25 protein-coding genes are annotated in these 24102 nt (G+C 39.1%); 2 read left to right on the top strand and 23 right to left on the bottom strand.

From position 1 onward, the window contains the following. Positions 1-8 precede the first annotated feature (8 nt). The 7 genes from fabK to RVY80_RS05060 form a co-directional block, all read right to left on the bottom strand. Positions 9-953: an enoyl-[acyl-carrier-protein] reductase FabK gene (gene fabK / locus RVY80_RS05090; protein WP_317329854.1), complete on the bottom strand. Its 945-nt coding sequence runs from the start codon at positions 951-953 to the stop codon at positions 9-11. A 14-nt stretch (positions 954-967) separates the two neighbouring features. Then, positions 968-1963: a beta-ketoacyl-ACP synthase III gene (locus RVY80_RS05085; RefSeq protein ID WP_317329853.1), complete on the bottom strand. Its 996-nt coding sequence runs from the start codon at positions 1961-1963 to the stop codon at positions 968-970. After that, positions 1947-2975, bottom strand: a complete 1029-nt coding sequence (gene plsX / locus RVY80_RS05080) for a phosphate acyltransferase PlsX (RefSeq protein WP_317329852.1) — start codon at positions 2973-2975, stop codon at positions 1947-1949. The genes RVY80_RS05085 and plsX overlap by 17 nt, the downstream gene beginning before the upstream one ends. Before the next feature lie 3 nt (positions 2976-2978). Continuing rightward, the gene (fapR, locus tag RVY80_RS05075; RefSeq protein ID WP_317329851.1) at positions 2979-3539 is read right to left on the bottom strand and encodes a transcription factor FapR; all 561 of its coding nucleotides are present in this window, start codon (positions 3537-3539) and stop codon (positions 2979-2981) included. A 334-nt stretch (positions 3540-3873) separates the two neighbouring features. Further along, complete coding sequence (gene rpmF, locus RVY80_RS05070; RefSeq protein WP_005376859.1) at positions 3874-4050, bottom strand: 50S ribosomal protein L32; 177 nt, start codon at positions 4048-4050, stop codon at positions 3874-3876. A gap of 25 nt (positions 4051-4075) precedes the next feature. Then, positions 4076-4603 (bottom strand): YceD family protein, encoded by a 528-nt coding sequence (locus RVY80_RS05065; RefSeq protein WP_295189674.1) that lies wholly within the window; start codon positions 4601-4603, stop codon positions 4076-4078. Positions 4604-4701: 98 nt separating this feature from the next. Then, complete coding sequence (locus RVY80_RS05060) at positions 4702-4836, bottom strand: rubredoxin (protein ID WP_295189671.1); 135 nt, start codon at positions 4834-4836, stop codon at positions 4702-4704. 343 nt (positions 4837-5179) lie between these two features. Between RVY80_RS05060 and RVY80_RS05055 the strand changes: the two genes are divergently transcribed. Continuing rightward, entirely contained in the window at positions 5180-6124 is a 945-nt protein-coding gene (locus RVY80_RS05055; protein ID WP_317329850.1) for an NAD(P)H-dependent flavin oxidoreductase, read from the top strand. A 17-nt stretch (positions 6125-6141) separates the two neighbouring features. Continuing rightward, positions 6142-6690 (top strand): gamma carbonic anhydrase family protein, encoded by a 549-nt coding sequence (locus RVY80_RS05050; protein WP_295189665.1) that lies wholly within the window; start codon positions 6142-6144, stop codon positions 6688-6690. Positions 6691-6820: 130 nt separating this feature from the next. Here the strand turns inward: RVY80_RS05050 and nrdG are convergent, their stop codons facing one another. From nrdG to RVY80_RS04970, 16 genes are all read right to left on the bottom strand, one after another. Beyond that, positions 6821-7318 carry an anaerobic ribonucleoside-triphosphate reductase activating protein gene (gene nrdG, locus RVY80_RS05045; RefSeq protein ID WP_295189662.1) on the bottom strand — a complete coding sequence of 166 codons (498 nt, stop codon included), beginning with the start codon at positions 7316-7318 and terminating at the stop codon, positions 6821-6823. Positions 7319-7335: 17 nt separating this feature from the next. After that, positions 7336-9486, bottom strand: a complete 2151-nt coding sequence (gene nrdD, locus RVY80_RS05040) for an anaerobic ribonucleoside-triphosphate reductase (RefSeq protein WP_317329879.1) — start codon at positions 9484-9486, stop codon at positions 7336-7338. A gap of 639 nt (positions 9487-10125) precedes the next feature. Continuing rightward, on the bottom strand, positions 10126-10836 hold the full coding sequence (locus RVY80_RS05035) for an ABC transporter ATP-binding protein (protein WP_317329849.1): 711 nt from the start codon (positions 10834-10836) through the stop codon (positions 10126-10128). A 1-nt stretch (position 10837) separates the two neighbouring features. Beyond that, on the bottom strand, positions 10838-11599 hold the full coding sequence (locus tag RVY80_RS05030; protein WP_317329848.1) for an ABC transporter ATP-binding protein: 762 nt from the start codon (positions 11597-11599) through the stop codon (positions 10838-10840). A 10-nt stretch (positions 11600-11609) separates the two neighbouring features. Then, positions 11610-12629 (bottom strand): branched-chain amino acid ABC transporter permease, encoded by a 1020-nt coding sequence (locus RVY80_RS05025; protein WP_317329847.1) that lies wholly within the window; start codon positions 12627-12629, stop codon positions 11610-11612. After that, complete coding sequence (locus tag RVY80_RS05020) at positions 12629-13510, bottom strand: branched-chain amino acid ABC transporter permease (protein ID WP_317329846.1); 882 nt, start codon at positions 13508-13510, stop codon at positions 12629-12631. The genes RVY80_RS05025 and RVY80_RS05020 overlap by 1 nt, the downstream gene beginning before the upstream one ends. Positions 13511-13530: 20 nt before the next feature. Beyond that, positions 13531-14682, bottom strand: coding sequence for an ABC transporter substrate-binding protein (locus RVY80_RS05015; RefSeq protein ID WP_310746200.1), 1152 nt, complete (start codon positions 14680-14682; stop codon positions 13531-13533). A gap of 325 nt (positions 14683-15007) precedes the next feature. Further along, the gene (locus tag RVY80_RS05010) at positions 15008-16990 is read right to left on the bottom strand and encodes an ABC-F family ATP-binding cassette domain-containing protein (protein WP_317329845.1); all 1983 of its coding nucleotides are present in this window, start codon (positions 16988-16990) and stop codon (positions 15008-15010) included. A 30-nt stretch (positions 16991-17020) separates the two neighbouring features. Next, a complete protein-coding gene (locus tag RVY80_RS05005; protein WP_295189878.1) occupies positions 17021-18091 on the bottom strand; it encodes a type II secretion system protein GspD in 1071 nt (356 codons plus the stop codon). Positions 18092-18249: 158 nt separating this feature from the next. After that, a complete protein-coding gene (locus RVY80_RS05000; RefSeq protein WP_317329844.1) occupies positions 18250-18855 on the bottom strand; it encodes a hypothetical protein in 606 nt (201 codons plus the stop codon). Between the two features lie 453 nt (positions 18856-19308). Continuing rightward, positions 19309-20301 (bottom strand): UDP-glucose 4-epimerase GalE, encoded by a 993-nt coding sequence (gene galE, locus RVY80_RS04995; protein WP_295194025.1) that lies wholly within the window; start codon positions 20299-20301, stop codon positions 19309-19311. 13 nt (positions 20302-20314) lie between these two features. Continuing rightward, positions 20315-20587 carry a DUF1294 domain-containing protein gene (locus tag RVY80_RS04990; protein WP_317329843.1) on the bottom strand — a complete coding sequence of 91 codons (273 nt, stop codon included), beginning with the start codon at positions 20585-20587 and terminating at the stop codon, positions 20315-20317. Then, positions 20588-21517 carry an NAD-dependent epimerase/dehydratase family protein gene (locus tag RVY80_RS04985; protein ID WP_317329842.1) on the bottom strand — a complete coding sequence of 310 codons (930 nt, stop codon included), beginning with the start codon at positions 21515-21517 and terminating at the stop codon, positions 20588-20590. It lies immediately after the preceding gene. Between the two features lie 152 nt (positions 21518-21669). After that, positions 21670-22386, bottom strand: a complete 717-nt coding sequence (locus RVY80_RS04980) for a ribonuclease H family protein (RefSeq protein ID WP_317329841.1) — start codon at positions 22384-22386, stop codon at positions 21670-21672. A gap of 100 nt (positions 22387-22486) precedes the next feature. After that, complete coding sequence (gene ybaK, locus RVY80_RS04975) at positions 22487-22978, bottom strand: Cys-tRNA(Pro) deacylase (protein WP_317329878.1); 492 nt, start codon at positions 22976-22978, stop codon at positions 22487-22489. A 67-nt stretch (positions 22979-23045) separates the two neighbouring features. Beyond that, positions 23046-24044 carry a nucleoid-associated protein gene (locus RVY80_RS04970; RefSeq protein ID WP_317329840.1) on the bottom strand — a complete coding sequence of 333 codons (999 nt, stop codon included), beginning with the start codon at positions 24042-24044 and terminating at the stop codon, positions 23046-23048. Positions 24045-24102: the final 58 nt, after the last annotated feature.

The raw sequence follows: 24102 nt of genomic DNA, 5'->3' as shown, positions 1-24102 counted from the left end.
AATGCCTCCTATTTGCCAATTTTTTGTAAATTAGCAATTACTGTTTCTGTTTCACTCATAATATCTTTAATGATTTGATCACATGTTTTTACAGAGTCTAACATCCCTGCAATTTGACCAATCATTACAGAACCTTCTTTTACATCGCCATCAATAGCAGCCTTACGAAGGGTACCTGCACCCAAGTTTTCTAGTTCTTCTTTAGAACCACCACCAAACTCTAGTGATTTATATTGATGTGCCAATGCATTATCAAGAATACGAACTGGATGCCCAGTCGTCAAACCTGTCATAACAGTAGCACGATCTTTTGCTTTTAATACAGCAGCTTTATAGTTTTCATGAGCAATACATTCTTCTGAAAGTACAAAACGAGTACCCATTTGAACTGCGGAGGCACCTAATGCAAAGGCAGCAGCTACACCACGACCATCAGCAATACCACCAGCGGCAATAACAGGCACATCGACAGCATCCACAACTTGTGGAATCAACGCCATAGTTGTGATTTCCCCAACATGACCGCCAGATTCAGTACCTTCTGCGATAATCGCATCAATTCCACCGCGTAACAAACGTTTTGCTAACAATACGGATGCTACTACTGGGATTACTTTTGTGCCAATCTCCTTAAGAGCTGGGATATATACACCTGGATTACCTGCGCCAGTTGTAATCACTGGAACGCGTTCTTCCACAACAACTTCCATAACTTCTTTCACAAAAGGAGACATCAACATAATATTACAACCGAATGGTTTATTCGTACGTTCTTTCAACTTGTGAATTTCATTACGGAATACATCAGGCGGCATGTGACCAGCACCAATAATACCAAGGCCACCAGCTTCAGAAACAGCTGCTGCTAATTCTGCAGTACCTAACCAAGCCATACCACCTTGGAAAATTGGATATTCAATTTGTAACAAGTCACAAATATCCGTTTTAATCATCTGATTATTCCTCCTTAATACCATTTCATGACTAGGCTAGCCCAAGTCAATCCAGCCCCAAAGCCTGCAAACGCCACGTTATCGCCACGTTTCAAGTATCCACCACGTACTGCTTCATCTAAAGCAATAGCAATGGAGGCTGCTGAAGTATTACCATACTTTGGCAAATTAACAAATACTTTTTCATCTGGCAAATTCAAGCGTTTTGCAGCAGATTCAATAATTCTAATATTAGCTTGGTGTGGGATAAAGAAATCTAATTCTTCTAATGCCATACCAGCACGTTCTAAAGATTTTAATGCTGTACGGCCCATGACCTTAACAGCAAATTTATATACTTCTGGGCCATCCATATATACATAGGTTAAGCCTTCTTCAATGCGTTTATCATTGGCTTGCATAGCAATACCACCAGCAGGAATCGCTAATGCCATCCCTTTGCTACCATCAGCACCAATATCTACACCTTTAATACCATAGCCTTCTTCTACTGTGGAAACAACAGCAGCACCAGCACCATCACCAAAAAGAACACATGTGGAGCGATCTTTCCAGTTCAAGATACGAGATAAAACTTCGCCACCAATAACAAGGACATTTTTATAAATACCAGTATTGATATAGCTAGCCGCGGTTACCAAACCATAAGCAAAACCGGAACAAGCCGCTTGTAAGTCAAAAGCAGCTGCATTTACAGCACCTAAATTTGCTTGTACTAAACAAGCTGTAGATGGTAGCGGCATATCTGGAGTCAATGTAGCCATGATGATACAATCAATATCTTCTGGTTCTAAATTAGCCATTTGTAATGCCCGTTTAGCAGCTTCTGTAGCAAGGTCAGATGTATTGACACCTTCTGGAGCAATTCTACGTTCTTCAATACCTGTACGTTCACGAATCCACTGATCATTTGTATCAACGATTTTTTCAAGATCAAAGTTGGTTACCACATTATCAGGTACACAACTGCCCGTGCCAATAATACCCACAGGTTTATTCATCATACTCATATTTAAAGGCTCCTTCTACTTCAATCGTTTTTTGTATATGTTCAATAATTTTTCTATCCACTAAATCGCCAGCAATATTGATAGCTGTTTTGATTTCTTTAGCTTTAGAACTACCATGACAAATAATAAAAACACCATTAACACCAAGCAATGGAGCACCACCATTTTCTGTGTGGTCTAATCGCTTGCCGATTTTTTTAATAGCTGGTTTAACTAGTAATGCACCTAATTTAGCAAAAATACCACCTGCCATAATGCCATCTTTCACCAATTGAGTTACAGCAGTGACAAGTCCTTCTGCAAATTTAAGCACTACATTACCTACAAAGCCATCACAGACAACCACGTCCACAGTGCCCTTAGGTATATCTCGGCCTTCTACATTACCATAAAAACTAATAGTTTTTAACTTTTTGAGAAATGGATACGTTGCTAAGACAACTTCATTACCTTTACTCGCTTCTTCACCAATACTCAATAAGCCAACTGTAGGATTCGCTTTGCCTAACAATAGTTTAGCATATTCAGAACCCATTAAGGCACCTTGAACAAGATGTTTAGGTTTACTATTTGCATTAGCACCAGAGTCCAACATAACTGTAACACCATTAACTGTTGGAATCGGTGTAGCAATAGTAGGACGATCAATCCCTTTGATACGACCCAAACCAAATAATGCAGCAGCTACCGCTGCGCCAGTACTACCTGGTGCAATAACTGCATCACATTGTTTATCTTTTACTAATGCTGTTGCAACTACTACTGACGCGTCTTTTTTCTTACGCAACGCTTGTGCTGGATGTTCATCCATACCAATCACTTCACTAGCATGATGCACAGTAATACGCGGATTCTTTTGTTCATTATTCTCTTTGAGAATAGTAAAAATTTGTTGCTCGTCACCGACAAGGACAACTTCCATATGCGGATTTTCACGAATTGCTTCGATAGATCCTAACACAATTTCTAAGGGAGCAAAATCCCCGCCCATTGCGTCTACTGCAATTTTCATAGCTTAACCCCTAGTATCTACGGACTCCATAATAAATTTAGCTCTAAAGACTTCTTGAACTTTATCTTTTATCGTCACCCATATAAAGTATTTAGGACCTCGTTGCCGTACAATTTCTGCTTTAGCAATCAAATTAGTACCTACACTTACAGGATTTTTATGCTTGATATTACCTACTTCAGCCAGAGCTACAGGGACACCCATAACTGTTTTTGCCAAAGAATTTGCTTGAGCATATAAAAATTGCGGATCAATATATCCAGAGCGATCAACCATATCCTGTGTAGTTTTCATTATGGATAGAGCTTGTTTACCTTCTGTGACATCAATCAATTCACCGAACCCATCATAATGCAAAGATTCATTGACCTCTTGATTGTTCTCAGTTGCCATCGCCCGAATACGTTCCCGCAATTCAGGAATACCCAATTCTAATCGATCCAAACGAATGGTAGGCACACTCACACTAAAGTGATTGGCTAATTCTTCGTCTGTAAGAAATGGCGTATTATTCAGTTTTTCTGCTAACTGGAGTTGTCGCTCTTGTTTCTTTAATCGACTCATGGGACCACCTTTTATGACCAAGTAATAATATTACGTATCAATTATAGATGATAAATCCCCACAATGCAAGACTTTTCGCATATATTGTAATATGTATTACATATAACCACAAAATATAGCCCAAACCAAATGCAATAGATATAATATTTTCTATATAGATTTTATCATTAATATAGGGTATTCGTCTATGAAAGCCACACATTCATACACTATTACTTTTCCAGTATTCAAAATTAGTTCACCCTAGAGTCAAAAGACTAAACTACATACACACAGGGCTTAATAAACAAAAAAGACCCTATCGCTTACGCAATAGGGTAATTCTCCGCTTTTATTAAGCTTTTGCAACTACTTGCTCACCTTTGTAGTGACCACATGTAGGACAAACACGATGAGGCATCATAGGTTCGTGGCATTGAGGACACGCTACGTAACCAGGAGCTTCTAATTTCCAATTAGCACGACGACGGTCGCGACGGCATTTAGACAATCTACGCTTAGGTACTGCCATTATCTGCACCTCCTTAACATAATCATTAGGACAATCTATCATCTTTCTCATCAAGCAACGCTCGAAGAGCTGCAAATCGAGGATCCACCACAAAGGATTCACAAGAACAAGGTGAAACATTTAAATTTGCTCCGCAATGAACGCACAATCCTTTGCAATCATCCTGACATAACACTTGAGAAGGCTCATTGATGATTAATGTATCCCGAATCAGTTCGGTTAAATCAATGGTCTCTCCATCGAAAGGGACGATATCGCTATCATCCGCTTGCATCCGACCCCGAGGATCAGCTACAAAGGTTTCTTCGAACGAATCAAGTTGTTTATGTTCTGTCGGTTGTAAACAACGCGAACATTCATAATCACCATGTGATTCTACAGTGCCCATAACGATGTAATTTTGACCATCAAACCAAAACTCACCACTAATGGTTATATCATGACGGCTCCAAGGAAAAGCAGTTACATTCCCAAGCACAGATGCCGGTTCAGTATAGCTATAAGGGAATTTCTTTCCTATATGTTCTTTTGCTTGCTCTACTTGCAGTTTCATAATCTTACCTCGACTTATAATATTATAAACATCGCTAGTCGCTTTGTCAATAAAAAAGACTACCTCGGTCACCCGAGATAGTCCATTATGTATCGAAATTACATTTTTTCGAATTGGTCTTTGCCTACGCCACAAAGTGGGCATACATAATCTTCAGGTTGTTCTTCGAAGCTCATGCCTTCAACTTCAGGATCATAAACCCAACCGCATACTACGCATACATATTTGTCCATTGATAAATCCTCCTTCACTTGTTTTTTTATATCGTCATTATCATACAGATACTTTATCTGAGATTAGTATAGCAAAGGTATCGAAACTTTTCAATACTCTATTTAAAATTTTTTTTGTTTATTTCACATACTCAATATCTCACAATATCATACATCATCATTATTGAAAACAATTATTATTTAAACAATAAAAACCATTTACCCATTTTTATCATGTATATGGCTATACATCTAACTATACCTTATATATAATATATAGTGTATGGTTAATCCATCGACATAAGGATTGGGCAAAACTAAGGAGCCCTCTTTTCAAATTATAGATTTTATTTATGGAGGTACTATGAAAACAACTTTCACCGAATTACTCAATATTCAATATCCTATTATCCAAGGTGCTATGGCCTGGGTATCAGAACACAAATTAGTCGCTGCAGTAGCGAATGCTGGCGCAACTGGTGTTATCGCATTAGGTGGTCGCGATGCAGAATGGACTCGCCAAGAAATTCGTGATACTCGCGAATTAACGGACAAACCATTCGGTGTTAACCTTATGTTAATGGCCCCTAATAAAGATGAATTGTTAGAAGTTATTTTAGAAGAAAAACCTGCATTTGTGACATTAGGTGCGGGCAATCCAGTACCTTTTATCAAACCATTACAAGATGCAGGTATCAAGGCCATCCCTGTTGTGCCAAGTTTAAAATTAGCTAAACGCATTGCTGACGCTGGTGCTGACGCGATGATCATTGAAGGCCAAGAAGCTGGTGGTCACATTGGTACGCAAACTACTATGGCATTAATGGAAAATATTTTACCTGAAATCAATATTCCAATTATCGTAGCTGGTTCTATCGTTGATGGTCGCGGCTTAGCAGCTGCTCTATTAATGGGTGCTCAAGGTGTACAAATGGGATCTCGCTTCCTATTAGCTGAAGAGTGTCAGGTACATCCAAATATGAAGCAAGCTATCATCAACGCTACAGATACAGACTCTGTTGTAACAGGATTAACATCTGGTCACGGCGGTGTACGTGGATTGAAAAGTGACTTTACTACACGCTATATTGCTGCTGAATTCTCTGGTACAGCTACAAAAGAAGAATTAACAAACATGTCTAAAGGTACCAATAAATTAGCGGCCGTAGATGGTGATGTAGTAAATGGTGTTGTCCAAGTTGGTCAAGGTTTGAATCGCCTTACAAAAGTTGAATCCGCACAAGAGATTGTAACTTCTGTAATCTCAGAAGCACAAGAGGCAATTAAGAACGTACAACGTTTCCTATAAAATATAAAGGAGAACAAATGAGACCATATCACGGAAAATATCCAAAACTCGATGCCAAAAGCTGTGTTATGCCAGGTTGCGAACTTATGGGTGATGTAGAATTAAAAGAATTCGCCTCCTGCTGGCTAAATGTCTCTGCTCGTGGTGACGTTAATAAAATTATTGTAGGTCGCTATTCCAATGTACAAGACAACTCCGTTCTTCATGTAGATGACGAACAACCCTGTGTGCTAGGTGACTTTGTTACTATTGGCCACAGTGCGATTATCCATGCCTCTACCTTAGAGGATAATGTTCTGGTAGGCATGGGCGCCATTATATTAAGTGGCTGTCATATTGGGACAGGCTCTATTATTGCTGCCGGCGCTGTAGTGAAAGAAAACTCAGTTATTCCTCCTCATTCATTGGTTGTAGGTATTCCTGCTCGTATCGTTCGTACTGATGAAAGTATGATGGAACGCATCCATAATCAAGCATTAAAATATAAAAACTTATGGACAAAAGAATACGGTTTACTTCCAGATGCTGATGGCGAACAATATACAAAGGGTTCTAAAATCGTATAAGCCTATACCATGTATATAAAGGATTAATACACTCGCCTACAAAACAACATAGACATAAAAAACAGACATATGTCAGAAAATTCTGATATATGTCTGTTTTTTTATGTCTATGTATTGTATAACCTTACAATTAGTTGCTATACAAAATGATATCACCTGTAGCTAGTGTTTTCTTTACATCAATGAGTCGTTGATTTGATGAACCTCTAAATTGTAAGCTCGGATCCTTTAACTCATCCATGAACCGTCCATCCACCACTACATCGACTAATTCCACAAGAGATTTGCGTTCTTCATCAGCTAATAAATCATCCCATATATAACCAGAATAGGCCCAAATTGATTTTTCTGGTGCCACTGTACGAACTGCTTTCACCACGGGAATGAGACCCTTCACATTTTGAAATGGCTCACCCCCAAGCAACGTCAAACCGGAGCAGTTAGGATCGGTTACATAATTAATCACTAATTGGGTCTGCTCCTCCGTCCACTCTTGACCAGCTCTAAAATCTTGGTATTCTTCATTAAAGCAATTATAGCAACAATGTGTACATCCAGTTACAAATATGGATGCGCGGATGCCAGGACCATTGGCGATATCATATTGTCGAATTTGACCATACCGCATAGGCGACTCCTCCTTAATTAGATATGCATTACGCGATCTTTAATTTCTTTTGTACGACCTTCATTCCAGAAGTTTTCACCAAGATAACCACATGTACGACGGATAACAGTTAATTTATCACGATTTGTATTGTGACAACGCGGACATTCCCATTCATTATGTTCGTTTACCTTGATTTCTCCATCAAAGCCACATTCATGGCAGTAATCAGATTTAGTATTGAATTCTGCATAGGAAATATGGTCATAAATATATTGCACCATAGTCAATACAGCGGGGATATTGTTACTCATATTTGGAATTTCCGCATAGGAAATACAACCGCCAGTAGATTTCTTTTGGAATTCAGATTCAAAAGAGAATTTATCAAATACATTGATTTCTTCACGAACATTTACATGATAACTATTAGTATAATAGCCTTTATCTGTAATGTCTTCAATTTCGCCAAAACGTGCACGATCCAAGGAAGAAAAACGATGTGTCAAGCTTTCAGCAGGAGTACCATACAAAGCAAAACCAATATTATGTTTATCTTTCCATAACTTAACTGCATCATTCAATCGATCCATAATTTTCATAGCGAATTCACGACCATGTTCCCCTGTATTAGATTCCCCCGTAATTAAACGTGTGGCCTCATAGATGCCGATGTAACCAAGGGAAATTGTGGCATAACCACCAGTAAGGAATTTGCCGATTTTTTCACCTTTTTTAAGACGTGCTATGGCACCATGTTGCCAATGAATCGGAGATACATCACTCACAACGTCTTTTAGCAATTCATAACGTAACATCAATGCTTTTTCAGCAAGTTGCAAGCGTTTATTCAAGATATCGAAAAAACGTTCTTCACTACCACGTGCTAAAATTCCAATTTGTGGTAAATTCAAGCTCACAACGCCCATATTGAAACGGCCATCAAATTTATAGTTACCAGCTGCATCTTTCCATGGAGCCAAGAAGGAACGGCACCCCATCGGACTAAATACATTCCCTTCATAGTTTTCACGCATTTTTTTAGCGGAAATATAATCAGGGTACATACGTTTAGCTGTACATTGTGCAGCTAGTTCAGTCAAATAATAATATGGTGTACCTGGTTTTACATTATGTTCATCAAGAACATAAATCAATTTAGGGAATGCTGGCGTAATATATACATTAGCTTCATTCTTAACGCCTTTAATACGTTGAAGAAGAATTTCTTCTGTAATCATAGCTGCTTCTTTAGCATATTCGCTAGTTGCGTCAAAATACATAAACAATGTTACAAATGGGGATTGACCATTTGTAGTCATCAATGTATTAATTTGGTATTGAATAGTTTGGATACCATCTTTTACTTCTTTACGCGTACGTTTCCAAGCGATTTCACGGGCTTTTTCCATATTTGGTTCCATACCGTAGATTTCCACTTGTTCTTCGATAACATTGTTCAAGATTTTTTCGTAGGATTTACGAACAAATGGCGCCAAAATGCGGTCGATACCATTGATACTTTGTCCACCATATTGACCAGATGCTACTTGTGCAATGATTTGTGTCGTTACCGTGCATGCTACTTGGAAGGATTTTGGCGTATCGATTTTCTTACCATTAATAACAGTACCATTCGTCAACATATCTTCCAAATTGATTAAGCAGCAATTAAACATCGGTTGAATAATATAATCCATATCATGGAAATGAATAGCACCGCTATCATGAGCCTCTAAAATACCTGTAGGAATCAATTTGCGACGTGCAATATCCTTGGAAACTTCGCCAGCAATCAAATCGCGTTGTGTAGATACGATAGCTGCATCTTTGTTGGAATTCTCATCCAATACACTAATATTACTTTGGTCTAATAAACCAATGACACCTTCATCGGTAGTATTTTGCTTTCTTTTGAAAGCTTGCACAGCCTTGTATCCTTCATAAGCACGTGCAGTAGCAGGATTATGATATTCAAGTAATTTATAATATACTTGATCTTCAATAGCATTAATAGTCATATCTTTAGAAAGTTTGATAGCATATGCTTCAATTTCATCCGCAATACGTTCTGCTAAACCTTCCTCATACAATCCAGTACTACTATGTTCTGCCTTTTCTATAGCAATGGCAATTTTTGCCTTATCAAAGGGCGCTCTCGTTCCATCACGCTTGATAACTTGCAACATCATTAATCCCTCCTATAAGCTATCTAGTTATAGTTGCATTTTTCCAGTATCTTTATAGGGATACAGATATTCTGTTCCCTATACCTTGTGGCAGATACATATCTGCATTCCTATAAAGACAACCAGCTCTACTATATAATCATGAAAAAAAGCATGGTAAACCACACTTTTTAGCACTTGCGTAAAACAACGTCCTCACGGTAATCCTACCCATTGTTTGTACCTTTATTAGTATACAACATATTGTGTGACTCTTCAACCAAAAACACAACATAAAGTAATTTTTCTAATTTTAACTTATACATTTTTGATATATGCATATGACAAAAACATGTAATTCAGTAACCATCACTCTTTCAAAAATCCCCCTAAGATTGTACAGATTAAATTAAGTACGCAGGTGCGCGTGTAGACTAATTCTCGCTTAGGTTGATAAAAAAATGAGTCCCCCTCTAAAAAGTGACTTACGCCTAATCGTTCGGAATTCCCCTAAGTACGCCGGCTTTGTGTAGATTAGTTTCGCACAAGCAATTTGGTATGAAAAGAAGGATACCCTGTAAAAAGCGACTTACGCCTCAGCGTTCGGAATCTTTTTACAGGGTATCCTTCTTTGATATCTATTAAATTTTCATAGCGAAACTAATCTACACGACCACCCAAGTACGCCTCCATGACACGCGGATTCGTCCGCACGTCCTCAGCCTTACCATCGAGAACCATTTTACCCGTCTCCAATACATACGCATAATCAGCAATTTTCAAAGCTTGACGTACATTTTGTTCTACTAGTAATACAGTTGTGCCTTCAGCACTGATTTCTTTGATTGTTTCAAAGATTTCACTAACTACTAATGGTGCTAAACCCATGGACGGCTCATCCAACAAAAGCAATTTTGGTCTCGCCATCAACGCACGACCAATGGCTAACATTTGTTGTTGACCACCGGATAATGTACCGCCCATTTGGTAACTACGTTCATCAAGAATTGGGAAACGTTTGAATACTTTTTTAATATCGTCTTCAATTTCTTTATCATTACGGATATATGCACCCATTTCAAGATTTTCGTAAACGCTCATATCTGAGAGAATTTGACGGCCTTCTGGAACGAGGGATATGCCAGCTTTCACAATATTGTGCGTTTTCATACCCGTGATATCTTGACCTTCGAAAGTAATGCTACCTTCTGTTGGTTTTACAAGACCCATGATCGTTTTCATGGTAGTGGATTTACCAGCACCATTAGCCCCGATTAAGGACACGATGGAACCTTGTGGTACCTCTAGGCTGATAGATTTAAGAGCTATAATATGACCATAACCAGCTACTACGTTCTCTAGTTTTAACATATTACGCATCCTCCTTACCAAGATATGCTTCGATTACTGCAGGATTTTGTTGGATTTCTTGTGGAGTTCCTTCTGCAATTTTTTTACCGAAGTTAAATACAACCATGCGATCACAAATATTCATCATCAACGCCATATCATGTTCGATTACCACAACAGTGATACCCAAATCACGAATACGACCGATTAATTTACGAAGGGATTCTGTTTCGCTATCATTCATACCAGCGGCTGGTTCATCAAGCAAAATTAATTGCGGATGTGTGGCCAAGGCACGAGCAATTTCCAAACGACGTTGTTTACCATATGGCAAAGAAGTAGCTACTTCCTCTGCATCATCTGCTAAATCAACGAGTTTCAAGAATTCGTAAGCAATCCCACGACAACGTTCTTCTTCTATACGTTGACGTTTTGTACGGACGAAACTTGACCAGAATCCAGAGCCTGTACGACAATGCATACCAGTTAATACAGTTTCAAGAGCCGTCATATTACCAAACAAACGAATATTTTGGAATGTACGAGAAATCCCCATTTCCACAGTACGATGAGGTTTAATATCTACTACGGACATACCGTCGAATACAATTTCACCTTCGCTGACAGGAAACACACCGGTAATCAAGTTGAACAAAGTAGTTTTACCAGCACCATTTGGTCCGATAACACCAAAAATTTCACCTTGTTCTACGCCGAAGGTAATACCAGTTAAAGCAGCAATGCCACCAAAGTTTTTACTAACATTATTTAGTTCTAATAACATGGTACACCTCCTATTCCTTCTCTTCCGCTTGCGCGGCCATTTTACGTTTATATGTTTCAAAACGTTCTGTTAATACCTGAGTTTCAGGAATATATGGAGATTTTTTGAAACCTAATTTACGATTGATTGTATCCATCATACTTTCAGTAAGAATACCATCAGGACGAACAGCCATCAAGATAACGAGCAATGCCCCGTAAATGATATCGCGGTAATCCGCAAGGAAACGCAATACTTCTGGTAACAATGTGAGGATGAAAGAACCGAGCACGGAACCCCATACAACATTGGTACCACCAAATACTGGGAATAACAAAATTTGGACTACTTTGTGGTAGCTGAAATCTGTGGGGTTAATAAAGTTTGTAATATGTGCATACAAACCACCACCGATACCAGCGATAAACGCGCCGATAACAAAGGCCGCCATTTTGTAGTACACCACATTAATCCCCATCAATTCTGCTGCATGATCATCTGCTTTAATAGCTGTGAAAGCACGGCCCACACGGCTATTGTTAATGCGAATACAGAATGCAAGAATCAATGCTAAGATAGCCAACAAGATAAAGATAGTTACAAGGTTACCCCATGTCATCGCATCAAGGCCCATAACATCATCTAAATCTAATTCATAGAAATAGTTTGTCATTTCTTGAGCAATAGCAGGAATACCAGAAAGGCCAAGGGCGCCATTGGTTACTTCCATATTTAGGAAAATAACGCGTACAACCTCACCAAAGCCAAGTGTAGCGATAGCCAAATACAAACCACGAAGGCGTACCGTTGGGAAACCGATGATGAATGCCACAAGTGCAGCCACAAAGCCACCTACCAAAATACCTACAGCAATTGGTAAGTCAGCTTTCAAAGTAATCAGTGCCGCCACATAAGCACCAACGCTCATGAAGCCGGCCGCACCAAGACTCAATTGTCCGGTTGTTAATGTGAAATAAATGGAAATACCCATAATCGCATTAATAATAAAGAACATCACAATCTGAAGATAATACGGGTTCAATAAATCCATTATGGTCTACCCCCTTTATCTTTAGAACCAAAGAGGCCTTGTGGTCTCCAGAATAAGAGCAAGATAATAAGGCCAAAGGCCACAGCATCACGATAGGAGGATGCACCATAAGCTACAGAGAATACCTCTGCAATACCGAGTATCAAGCCACCTACCATGGCGCCAGTAATATTGCCAAGACCACCAAGGATTAATACAGCCAAACCTTTAAAGCCTATGATAACACCCATCAAAGGTTCTACCGCATCGAAGGATAAACCTACCAATACGCCAGCTGCTGCACCTAATGCAGATGCGAGCATAACAGTAACGGAAATAACTAGTGTTGGATTGATACCTAACAATGCAGCTGTTTCTGTATTGAGAGATACGGCACGAATGGCTTTACCAATTTTAGTTTTCTTGATTAACACGTTCAAAATTAACATCAAACCTACGGATACACCAAGGCCAATAATTTGAACCATAGAAATTTTGAAAGTACCAAAATCAATCAATCCACCGATGAAATCAGGTGGGAATGAACGCGTTTGTGGGCCCCACACAAGTAAAGCTACACTTTCAAGGAAAATAGAAACACCAATGGTACTAATCAATGGTGCTAAATGAGATACTTTTTGACGACGTAACGGACGAAGCGCTACGAATTCTAATAGATAACCTAGGATTGCACCCACAATCATGGCGCCAAGGATTGCCACAAAAATGTTAACGTCAAGAACAGTGACCATAAAAAGACCAACGAAGGCACCTATCATAAAGATGCCTCCGTGAGCCATGTTGATTATGTTCAATACGCCAAACACTAGTGTCAAACCAATAGCGAGAACAGCATACAAGCTGCCGAGGGTTAACCCATTCACTAATTGTTGTAAAAACACTGTTTGTTCACCTCGTATGATTATTTTTGTAATGCCTCAAATTGACCATTGCGTACTTGTAATACTTGAACGTCCATTTTTGGATCGCCTTTAGCATCGAATTGGAATTTACCAGTTACGCCTACAAAGTCAGCAATATTTTTCAAAGCTTCTTTGAATTTTTCGCGGTCAGTTGTGGAACCAGCTTTTTTCAATGCTGCTTCTACCATGTACATAGCGTCATAAGCTTGTGCTGCAAATTGGTCAGGTTCATGACCATATTTATCAGCATATGCTTTTTTGAAGTCTCTAACTTTTTGATCATCTTTGTTAGGGAACCAAGGAGTACCTACGATGGAACCATCTGCGGCAGCGCCAGCATTTTTAATGAATGCAGGGCTATTAAAGCCGTTAGAACCAATAACTGGTACATTGATACCTAATTCACGCATTTTTTTCATAATCAAAGCGCCTTCTTGGTACAAGGACGCTACTACGATTACATCAGGTTTAGCTTGTTGAATCTTAGTCAATTGTGCAGAGAAATCAGTATCTTTATCTGCAAATGTTTCAGTAGCTACGATTTGTACACCTTCAGATTCCAATGCTTTTTTAGCTGTGTTATTTACAGATACCATTTGGTCATTGTTATTGGAGTACATAATAGCTGCTGTTTTGAAGCCCAATACTTTATGTGCTTCTTTGATTGCTGTATCTACTGCAAGGGACTCTGGCACAGCATTACGGAAAATGTAATCGCCGATATCAGTGATACCTTCTGCAGTTGTAGAAGTACCAAGTGCTACTACTTTGTTTTTATTCGCAATAGGACCAGCCGCCATCATTTCCCCAGATAACATAGGACCTACTACAGCTACCACTTTATCTTTGGAGATAACTTTATTCATTGCATTGATAGCTTCGTTTTTATCACCTTTAGTATCTTCTACCAATAGGTTGATTTTCACATTATTAGCATCTGCATTAATTTGGCTAACTGCCAATTCTGCACCATTTTTAATGGATTCGCCATACGCTGCTGCTGCACCAGATGTAGTTGTTAACAACGCAATTTTCGCTTCATTAGCATTACCACTAGAAGCACCTTTATCACTACCACAACCGGCAATACCGATTGCCATTACACCGGCAAGGCCCATTACGGCTAATTTTTTCAACATGGATTTCTTCATGTTACACCCTTCCTTCTCTTGTGCTCATGCACTATACATACAAGATATAATCATATACAAACAGAACACCCCTATGAAGGAGCAATCCTCACAGGGGCGCACCCTAACTATACAGGGATACTGTATTTATATTACTCTTAATTATCACTGAAACACTACTATTTGTCAATAAAAAATACGAGTATAGACAACATTCGTCCACTGTAAAAAACACTTTATTACAAACAATATATTATTATTGAATTTTCTTAATGCCGAAATATATACATTTCATTTCATTTTATTTTAATAAATAAGATAAATTTAATTAACATATATAGAGTGTCTATTCCGCAGCCAAACGCTCCCATTTTTCATATAATTCATCAAGATTTTGTTGTGCCTGCTCCATTTGTTGTGAAAGCTTCGCCAATTCTTCTACATCTTGTTGTACTACAGGATTTGCCAATTGTACTTCGTACATTTTCATCGTCGCTTCTAATCGAGCAATCTCAGATTCTGTTTCAGCCAGCATTTTTTCTGTCATATAGGAATTTTGCTTCTTAGGTGCTACTTCCGCATCACCCGCATTAGACTCAGTTGTTGCCCCATTTTTGTTAGCACTTGCATAACTAGTACTGTTAATACTATCATTGGATTTCACAATAGTTTTTCCACTAGTTCCATTATCGTCTTGACCTTCATTAGCTAATGCTAACAAATCTTCCTCTTGTTTAAGTTTTTCCTTATAGTACGAATAATTACCTAAGTACTCGGTAATAACACCATCCTCCAAAGACAATGTTCTCGTAGATACTTGATCAAGGAAGTACCGATCATGAGAAATGATAAAGCAAGTTCCTCCAAATTGTTGGAGCGCTTGCTCTACAATTTCTCTCGTAGGAATATCCAAATGGTTTGTCGGTTCATCAAGAACTAGGAAATTATCGCCTTGAAGGAATAGTTTTAATAATGCCAACCGTGCTCGTTCACCGCCAGATAAATCGCCCACCAATTTAAAGACATCATCAGCCTTGAACATAAACATTCCAAGAACATTACGAGCCTTTTCCTCTGAGTAGTTGAAATTATTCATAATCTCATCCACCACTTGCCACGTTGGATGTAACTCCTCATGCTCCTGTGAGAAGTAACCAATCTGTACACGATTGCCTACGTCTATATGCCCCTCCTGGGGATGTAATTCCCCTACGATGGATTTCACAATAGTAGATTTACCTGCCCCATTAGGACCAATCAAGGCAACAGCTTCACCACGACGAATGACAAAGGATAAGTTATTCGCAATGGTTTTCGTTCCTTGCTTTTTATCCGCATAGCCCACACTGACCTTATCAAATACGAGCACCTTATCGGCACTCATGGCAGCCGGTGGAAATTGGAATCGCAAGGAGCTCGTCGTTTCCGGTGCATCGAGGCGTTCTAATCTATTTAATTGAGATTGACGCCCACGGGCCATCTTGGATTTAATACCGGCCCGGTATTTATCAATATATTCCTCTGTTTTTTTGATATATTCCTGTTGCTTTTCATAGGCAGCGAGCGCAGCCTTTTGACGTTCTTCACGTTGCGCGATATAACGACTATAATTACCACGGAATGTAGTGGCCTTATGATGTTCTAATTCCACTACACCATTAATAATACGGTCAAGGAAATACCGGTCATGGCTGACCACCAAAATACCACCAGGATAAGCAGATAAATATCCCTCAAGCCATTCCAACATTTCCATATCAAGATGGTTCGTCGGTTCGTCTAGGAATAGAAAGTCTGGACGACGTACTAAAGCTTTTGCTAAATTGATACGAGTCTTTTGACCACCCGAGAACGAATTCGCCGGTTTATCTAAATCCTCATCGGTAAAGCCTAGCCCATACACAATGCGTTTCGTTTTCGCTTCATAGTCATAACCACCAAGCCACTCTAGTCTATTTTGTAAATAATCCAGCCTAGATAAATCTGATTCAGTAGCTTCCTCGACTTCTAATTTCTTTGTCAGCTCTGCTAACTGATCCTCCAAACGATGTACATCGGTCCAGGCCTTTTGAATTTCTTCGGCTAAACTTTCATCGCCGAGATTTACATCTTGTTGTAAATAACCAATAGTAGCAACGCTGGATTTGACGACTTGACCTTCATCAAGTTCCTCATAACCTAATATACATTTTAACAGCGTCGATTTGCCAGCCCCATTAGGGCCTACTAAACCGAGTCGTTCACCTTCTTTTATTTCAAAGGACACATTAGAAAATACTTGGCGTACCCCAAAGGATTTCCCCAGTCCTATCAGTCGAATGCGTTCCATTCCTGCCTCCTATGATACAATACTGTCTTATTATACCACAGTCGCTTTCACAAGAATGACCATCTCTACAGTATCCTTTGTTTTTCTACTATGCCTAAATAATTTTCCCACCAGTGGAATATCCCCTAACAGCGGAATTTTCTCCAATTGTTTCTGATTACGATTGTCCATGAGCCCCCCAATGACAAGAACCTCTCCTGGTTTCATGCGCACCCTCGTTTTGGCCTCACGGGCTGTTATTTTATAGGCTTTCATTTCAGGAACGAGTGTAGGTGAGCTCACCTCCGCATTAATAGTAGCATCTACGGTATTATCTATACCAATGTACGGCGTATAGGTGAGCCGTATCCCTACATCCTCATAGCGGACCGAACTATACCGCTCCCCATCGGACCGCGTTTCTTCCACTACGGGTATGCGTTCCCCAATCAAAATCTTTGCTTCCTCACCATTCATGGTCATAATGGAGGGCCTTGCAATAATAGCGGCCTTGCCAGATGTTTCCATTGCTGATAACTCTGGCTTGTAAAAGAATTTATAACTCGACCCATCTGACAACTTTCCAAATTGAATGGAACCATAACTATTTGTCGTATCTTCACCATGTGATGTTAATGAAAGCCAGGACCACTTTAGACCTACTTCTTTTACGAATGATGATTCCATGGCAATGATAGTGGCTTCTAACTGTACTTGTTTAGGTTCCGTATCTATCCGTGGCATCACAGATTGAATGGCATAGGTCTCACGGGGCGTTCCATAGACGAGCACTTGATTGCGTTCTTTCACCACCGTCATCCGCTCATTTGGCACCACCCCCTGTAATGCAGATTCTAATGTTTCGGGCCTCATATAGCTAGGCTCCAGTACCATCAGTTGTCGTTGTTCCTCGGATTTACCATACCCATCAATGATGAGTACAGACTGTTCTTGACGTACTGTAAAATGTTTTAACTCACCTAATTGGCGGATCACATCGACCGCATCAAGGCCATTTAATCTAGCCGTAACCGTTCCTTCAAGACTTTCGAGACCTATCACATCTAAATGATGTGATTTACTGATGCCTAGCACAACCTCTTGTAATGGCGCATTTACCACATTAAGAGTTATAGGTTGAGCTAAGTTTATATTTTCATTTGGCGACGTAGCATATGTACAATTTACTATAGTGTTTATTGTCATACAGAAAAAACACAGCATCATAGTACATGCTAGCTGTAAAACTTTACTCCGTTTATTCATAAGCGCTATATTTCTTATATTCCTAGCCATTGCTCCACCCCTAACACACTCACAGATACAGACTCATTTGTAATAGCAGTAACACGCACATGTCCGTACGTCTCGCCCACACCAAGCACTACAGACGCATTATTAATCTGTAATACCGCCTGTTTAGTACTACCTTGGATAATACCTTGTAATGCAATACTCGGTTCTCTATTAGTTGAAGGTTCTTGTGTATTACCTGATGATTGTCGCTTGTTATTTTTTATATTGCCATTAGATTCCACTCTATCACTTCTAGATTCTAAACCATTATGTATAGTCCCTTGATTCGGTATGCCCCCATTTGTATATCTCGGATCCATTGTTTGTTCTGAATGATTTTTACTAGGGTTCTTAGCATCGTTCTTCTTAGACTGTGGCAATTCTACAAAGGGACTCGTTAATGCATACGGTCGTTGTGCTGATGTGACAGAAAATATAAGTTTACCATGGCTATCACTCTCCTCTCCTGAATCATACTTAGTATTGAAATATTTTTCTTTATCATATTTTTCTTTATCATATTTGCCTCTATACGATGAAGATTTATCTAGTGAGTCCTCCCATGAATCTGCTGTAGAAAAATCCGTCACTGTAGCACCTACTTTCGTAGATTGTGTTTTAAATAGACTCAGTCCTACTATAATACAAAAAATTCCAAATATGACAATATATAGGCCCTTATGTCGTCTCCAAGAGATTTTAAAACGACCTATATAACTATAAAATTTCTCCTTACATAGATTCATAATTTCACACCCATTTCAAGCACTCACACATTCATAGTAGTCATGGTCCTAAACATCCATTACATTAGCCAGTGTAAATACACAAAAAGCCCTTTCAAAACACTTATACTATAAGTATTTCGAAAGAGCTTGTAGGAATTCCTTTTTTTAGTTGTTCACCATTGGTCAACTTTGCTCCCATTAGTCACATTGTTGACTGAGAGTCACATAGGTATCTCTGATTCACACAGAACTAATGAGTATATATACTGATATAAACATAGATGAGTACTCGTCTGTATGTGAGTTAGCCTGCCACTATTTTTTATCGTCGTATCCGTTTGGATGAGATTGGTGCCAGCCCCACGCATCTTTAAGGACATCTTTCACATTACTGAACACAGGATTCCATCCTAATACGGATTTAATTTTGTCAGACGATGCAATCAATGTACCAGGATCACCGGCGCGACGGTCACCATATTCAACAAGGATATCAATGCCTGTTACTTCTTTAGCTGTTTCAATGATAGCTTTCACAGAGAAGCCATTGCCAGACCCAAGGTTAAATACAGTAGACTCGCCACCATCATGTAAATAATTCATCGCTAATACATGAGCACTAGCCAAGTCATTCACATGGATGTAATCGCGCACACATGTGCCATCCTCTGTAGGATAATCTGTACCGAACACAGTAATATGAGGGCGTTTACCTAAAGCCGCATCAAGCACTAATGGAATCAAATGTGTTTCAGGTGTATGATCCTCACCAATTTCGCCAGATGGATCTGCACCAGCTGCATTGAAATAGCGCAATGCCACATAGGTCATGCCGTAAATTTTGCTATAGTCACTCAGCATTTGTTCAATCATCAATTTTGTACGACCATATACATTAGTAGGTTCTAATTTAGCATCTTCCTTAATTGGTACAATTTCCGGTTCCCCATATACAGCAGCCGTACTAGAGAATACAAAATGTTTTACCCCAGCTTGACGAGCAGATTCAATCAAACGGTAAGAACCCACCACATTATTATCATAATAAATCGATGGATTGACCATGGATTCACCTACTTGGGAGTGCGCTGCAAAGTGCATCACACCTTCGATTTCATGTTCCTTCATCACCTCTACCAAAGTAGAATCAGCAATATCCATTTCAATGCATAGTACATCAGTTGGTACTGAATCACGATGACCACGAGAAAAATTGTCTACGATAATTGGTGTATGCCCTGCTTTTTGTAATGCTCGAACTGTATGACTACCGATATATCCTGCACCGCCGGTAACTAGTAATTTCATAATAAGCCCCCTACTAACTTAATAATGCATACCTATACCCCATGGCAAAGACTTGCCACAAAAAGGCTATGGGAATTAAAATACGGAATTTCCATTTCAATGTTTTATGACGCCATAAGGCCATGCCTACCAAGGCTCCTACGCCAGAAAAGGAGAAGGCCAAGAAAATCAATGTAAATTCAGAAATACGTTGTTTATCCTGAATTGCTAACCATTTATCCAAACCATAGATGAGAAACACGATGCAATTCCATACACCGATGCCAATTAAAAAATTATTTTCCAATTATTGTGCTCCTTGTTCATCTAGAAAATATTGATAGGTATTAGTTAACCCCTCCGCTAGATTCATAGTAGCTACAAAATTCAAATCCTTCTGAGCCTTTATATTACTCAATCTAGAATGCTTGATGTCCCCCAAGCGTTCTTGTGCGTAAACAGTATCAATCTCTTTACCGTTCAGTTTGCTAAAGTGATGAATCAATTCATTTACAGAGGTAGCTGTATTCGTAGATACATTATAAATCCCTGTTATTGACTCATGATTCATAGCGTCTATATTTGCTTGTACAACATCATCTACATAAATAAAATCGCGCGTTTGCTCGCCATCGCCAAACACAGTAAAAGCTTTTCCTTCACTTGCTAAGCGGGCAAATATGCTAATGACGCCACCTTCACCGCCATCACCTTGACGAGGACCATATACATTGGAATATCTAAAGCATATATATGGCAAATTAAATGCCTGTTCATATACCGTTAAGTAGCCTTCCATCGTCAATTTTGTAAGTCCATAAAAAGAAGATGGTTCACCATGAATATCTTCCGTTAATGGCAAAGAATCTGCATTACCATAAACCGCAGCTGACGATGGGGTAATGATTTTCTTAACACCACTATGACGGCACGCCTCCAATACATTAATGAGACCCATCAAATTAACATCACAATCATTCGCTGGATCATCCATAGAACTATTTACCATCGTTTGGGCCGCTTCATGAAATACATAGACTGGTTGAAAATCATGAAATACGTTAATAAGCTCTTTGTCACGAATATCCATTTTCTTGAAGATAGCCTTTGGATTCACAAAAGCCTCTACACCTGTTGTTAAATTGTCAATAACTAATACTGTATGGCCTAATGCAATGAGTCTATCTACCAAATGAGACCCAATAAACCCAGCTCCACCAGTTACACATATATTCATAGATAATCCTTTCCATATCTCTTATTTCCAAATACATTTGGATAACCAAGAATTAATTAAATATAACTATTGTTTTTACTAACTAGTTGTATTATATCATTCCTCGTACTGCTAATCTAATACAATCCACTAACAAATATATTACGTTATTTTTAGGCTTTCATCGTCCCTTGTTTCGCTAGTTGGTCAGCCATTTCATTATAGGTGTCGCCCGTATGAGCTGCCACCTTGTGAAAGTGAACTCGTACCTGAGGCAATACGGTATCACAGAATGCTGCATAAGCCTGGGTTAATCTGTTATTACGTTTCCATTTTTTCGTAGCCCACATTTCGATGCCCATATAATCATAGTACAAATGACATTCCGCGATACCATGATCCACGGCATATTGCAGTACATGCATAGATGCTAAGAGCTCTCCTGATACATTCCAGAACTCAGTATACATGGGCTCCTTTGTACCAAAGGAAAATGGTATTTGTTTGTCATTATAAAACATAACACCCCCAGCGCCAACGGAACCGAGATGTTTATTAAAGCTACCATCAATATAGGCAACCAGAGCGCCTTCCGTGATAGTTGACTGTAACACATCCATTACAGTGCCGGTATTCGATGAAGTATTTTTTGCAGTAGAGGGTGTTCCTTTTACTGAAGTCGCTCCACTTCGTCCTGCCGATTTACTATCCCCCGTAGGTTCATTAATAACAACTTTGTCATCCCCCAAAAATGCTTGAGCTTCTTCCTTTGTGGGGAAGGATTTATAAACGGCCCCACTAAAGCCCTTGACTTGTTGTTCGCAATCAGCCCAAGTCAGATAAATTCCTAGTGCGCGACCACGTTGTACTGCATAAAATTTCTTTGCCATTTATATCCTCATAATCATTAATAGTTATTTTGTAATGTTGCCTATTCATATTGACTAGCTGCATATATTCATAACTCCCCAATATACAACTATTAATTCATTAATGGTCCATGGTTAAGTGATCAAACTCAGCCTGTACCACAGAGGCTAATGCCTTTGGGTCCACCTTCATTTGCATGCCTCGTAGGCCAGCACTCACAAATACTTGCTCATGATTTGTCATTGTCTCATCAAAATAAGTAGGAAACACCTTTTTCATACCTACTGGGGAACAACCTCTCCGTAAATAGCCAGTAAGACCCAGTAAATCCTTTACAGCAATAAGTTCTACTGATTTATTATGGCTCACCCGTGCAGCCTGTTTCATATCTAATTCGGCCTCTACAGGGATACAGAATACTACATGTCCCGTTTTATCCCCTTTACCTACCAATGTTTTAAAAACCTGCGCACTATCTAGGCCTAATTCTTCAGCTACATGAATCCCCGCATGGCCTTCCTCTGACCATTCATACTCATGGATTTCATAATGAATTTTATTTGTATCCAAAATACGCAAGGCATTCGTTTTCTTATGTTTTTCCTTTGCCATGTCTACACCTACTAACTCTATCATCAGCAATACTTCTCATAGGTACATACCTACAGATTTAATGCCTTTATTTATTCATAATCTTATTGATGTTCTTCACTTCAATCCGCAATGTACCATCATCATTAGTGAGTATTTCAATAAACTCTCTATTTTTCATATATTCCACAGGGAAACTAATTTCAATGCCCGTATCGGTTTTAATTTTATGTTGTTGTCCCACCTTCGTTGCAAATTCACGATTTACTGGCAGTGGCCGCATCATATCTTGTTCAGCCAATTCTTTTTTAGCCGCCTCTTGTTGTACAGGATTTGTGGAGAATACTTGTTCTACAATGCGCACAGGATCTACCGTATCAGATACTTCTGCATTTTTAGAAATCAGCTGTTTCACCATGGCCATAGCTTTCACACCATCCGACTCATAGGCTTCAGATACTTTATCCACGATTGTTTTTACTTTGCGCACCGTATCTCGTGAGGATTGGTCTGTGCCCACTTGTAATACCTTATCTGCTAATATGTAGGCCACTTCTCCATCATATTCCCCTTTAGGCTCAAATAAACGCACCGACAAATCATCCAAACGAATGGCTACAAAGGAGCGTAATTTTTGAGATGGATTTGGCAATACAGCCTTATGTGGCACTAATTCTGTGGCTAACGTACCATCTTCTTCACTGAACAATTGATGTGTATATGCATCATGAGCCTGGCATAACAAAATGCATAAATAATTCACATCTGTTACGGCTTCACAAATAATGCCATCGATGACAACTGCATCAGTGGCTTGCTTCATATAATCAAATGTTCGTTCCGATAGCTCTTTTGAAAGTTCCACAAAGGATTTATCCCCTTGACGATAGGCTACAATCTCCTTACCCATCGGGCTATATTCATGTAATGTACCTAATCGTAAACCTGAATCTTTCATGGCTTTTGTTACATGAGCCCCAATATATTCCTGTATAGATTCGTCACCTACCTTGAGTTCATGCTCTGAATACACCGCCAAGGAGGATGTAAAATCAAATATTTCTAAAATTGCTTTATTAATTTGCATAGTCTCACCTATGAAAGTAAATGAATAGTATATCTTGCAAGTAAAAAGCACTGACCTA

Origin of the sequence: Veillonella absiana (genome assembly GCF_032970865.1) — a bacterium.
GTDB lineage: Bacteria > Bacillota > Negativicutes > Veillonellales > Veillonellaceae > Veillonella > Veillonella absiana.
The sequence above is the reverse complement of the archived record's forward strand: the minus strand, read 5'-3'. Positions and strand labels throughout refer to the sequence as shown.

What these genes read in the sequence shown, in the direction of transcription:
- fabK (WP_317329854.1), bottom strand. Translation starts at nt 953, where the DNA reads ATGATTAAAACGGATATTTGTGACTTGTTACAAATTGAATATCCAATT.
- RVY80_RS05085 (WP_317329853.1), bottom strand. Translation starts at nt 1,963, where the DNA reads ATGAGTATGATGAATAAACCTGTGGGTATTATTGGCACGGGCAGTTGT.
- plsX (WP_317329852.1), bottom strand. Translation starts at nt 2,975, where the DNA reads ATGAAAATTGCAGTAGACGCAATGGGCGGGGATTTTGCTCCCTTAGAA.
- fapR (WP_317329851.1), bottom strand. Translation starts at nt 3,539, where the DNA reads ATGAGTCGATTAAAGAAACAAGAGCGACAACTCCAGTTAGCAGAAAAA.
- rpmF (WP_005376859.1), bottom strand. Translation starts at nt 4,050, where the DNA reads ATGGCAGTACCTAAGCGTAGATTGTCTAAATGCCGTCGCGACCGTCGT.
- RVY80_RS05065 (WP_295189674.1), bottom strand. Translation starts at nt 4,603, where the DNA reads ATGAAACTGCAAGTAGAGCAAGCAAAAGAACATATAGGAAAGAAATTC.
- RVY80_RS05060 (WP_295189671.1), bottom strand. Translation starts at nt 4,836, where the DNA reads ATGGACAAATATGTATGCGTAGTATGCGGTTGGGTTTATGATCCTGAA.
- RVY80_RS05055 (WP_317329850.1), top strand. Translation starts at nt 5,180, where the DNA reads ATGAAAACAACTTTCACCGAATTACTCAATATTCAATATCCTATTATC.
- RVY80_RS05050 (WP_295189665.1), top strand. Translation starts at nt 6,142, where the DNA reads ATGAGACCATATCACGGAAAATATCCAAAACTCGATGCCAAAAGCTGT.
- nrdG (WP_295189662.1), bottom strand. Translation starts at nt 7,318, where the DNA reads ATGCGGTATGGTCAAATTCGACAATATGATATCGCCAATGGTCCTGGC.
- nrdD (WP_317329879.1), bottom strand. Translation starts at nt 9,486, where the DNA reads ATGTTGCAAGTTATCAAGCGTGATGGAACGAGAGCGCCCTTTGATAAG.
- RVY80_RS05035 (WP_317329849.1), bottom strand. Translation starts at nt 10,836, where the DNA reads ATGTTAAAACTAGAGAACGTAGTAGCTGGTTATGGTCATATTATAGCT.
- RVY80_RS05030 (WP_317329848.1), bottom strand. Translation starts at nt 11,599, where the DNA reads ATGTTATTAGAACTAAATAATGTTAGTAAAAACTTTGGTGGCATTGCT.
- RVY80_RS05025 (WP_317329847.1), bottom strand. Translation starts at nt 12,629, where the DNA reads ATGGATTTATTGAACCCGTATTATCTTCAGATTGTGATGTTCTTTATT.
- RVY80_RS05015 (WP_310746200.1), bottom strand. Translation starts at nt 14,682, where the DNA reads ATGAAGAAATCCATGTTGAAAAAATTAGCCGTAATGGGCCTTGCCGGT.
- RVY80_RS05010 (WP_317329845.1), bottom strand. Translation starts at nt 16,990, where the DNA reads ATGGAACGCATTCGACTGATAGGACTGGGGAAATCCTTTGGGGTACGC.
- galE (WP_295194025.1), bottom strand. Translation starts at nt 20,301, where the DNA reads ATGAAATTACTAGTTACCGGCGGTGCAGGATATATCGGTAGTCATACA.
- RVY80_RS04985 (WP_317329842.1), bottom strand. Translation starts at nt 21,517, where the DNA reads ATGAATATATGTGTAACTGGTGGAGCTGGGTTTATTGGGTCTCATTTG.
- RVY80_RS04980 (WP_317329841.1), bottom strand. Translation starts at nt 22,386, where the DNA reads ATGGCAAAGAAATTTTATGCAGTACAACGTGGTCGCGCACTAGGAATT.
- ybaK (WP_317329878.1), bottom strand. Translation starts at nt 22,978, where the DNA reads ATGGCAAAGGAAAAACATAAGAAAACGAATGCCTTGCGTATTTTGGAT.
- RVY80_RS04970 (WP_317329840.1), bottom strand. Translation starts at nt 24,044, where the DNA reads ATGCAAATTAATAAAGCAATTTTAGAAATATTTGATTTTACATCCTCC.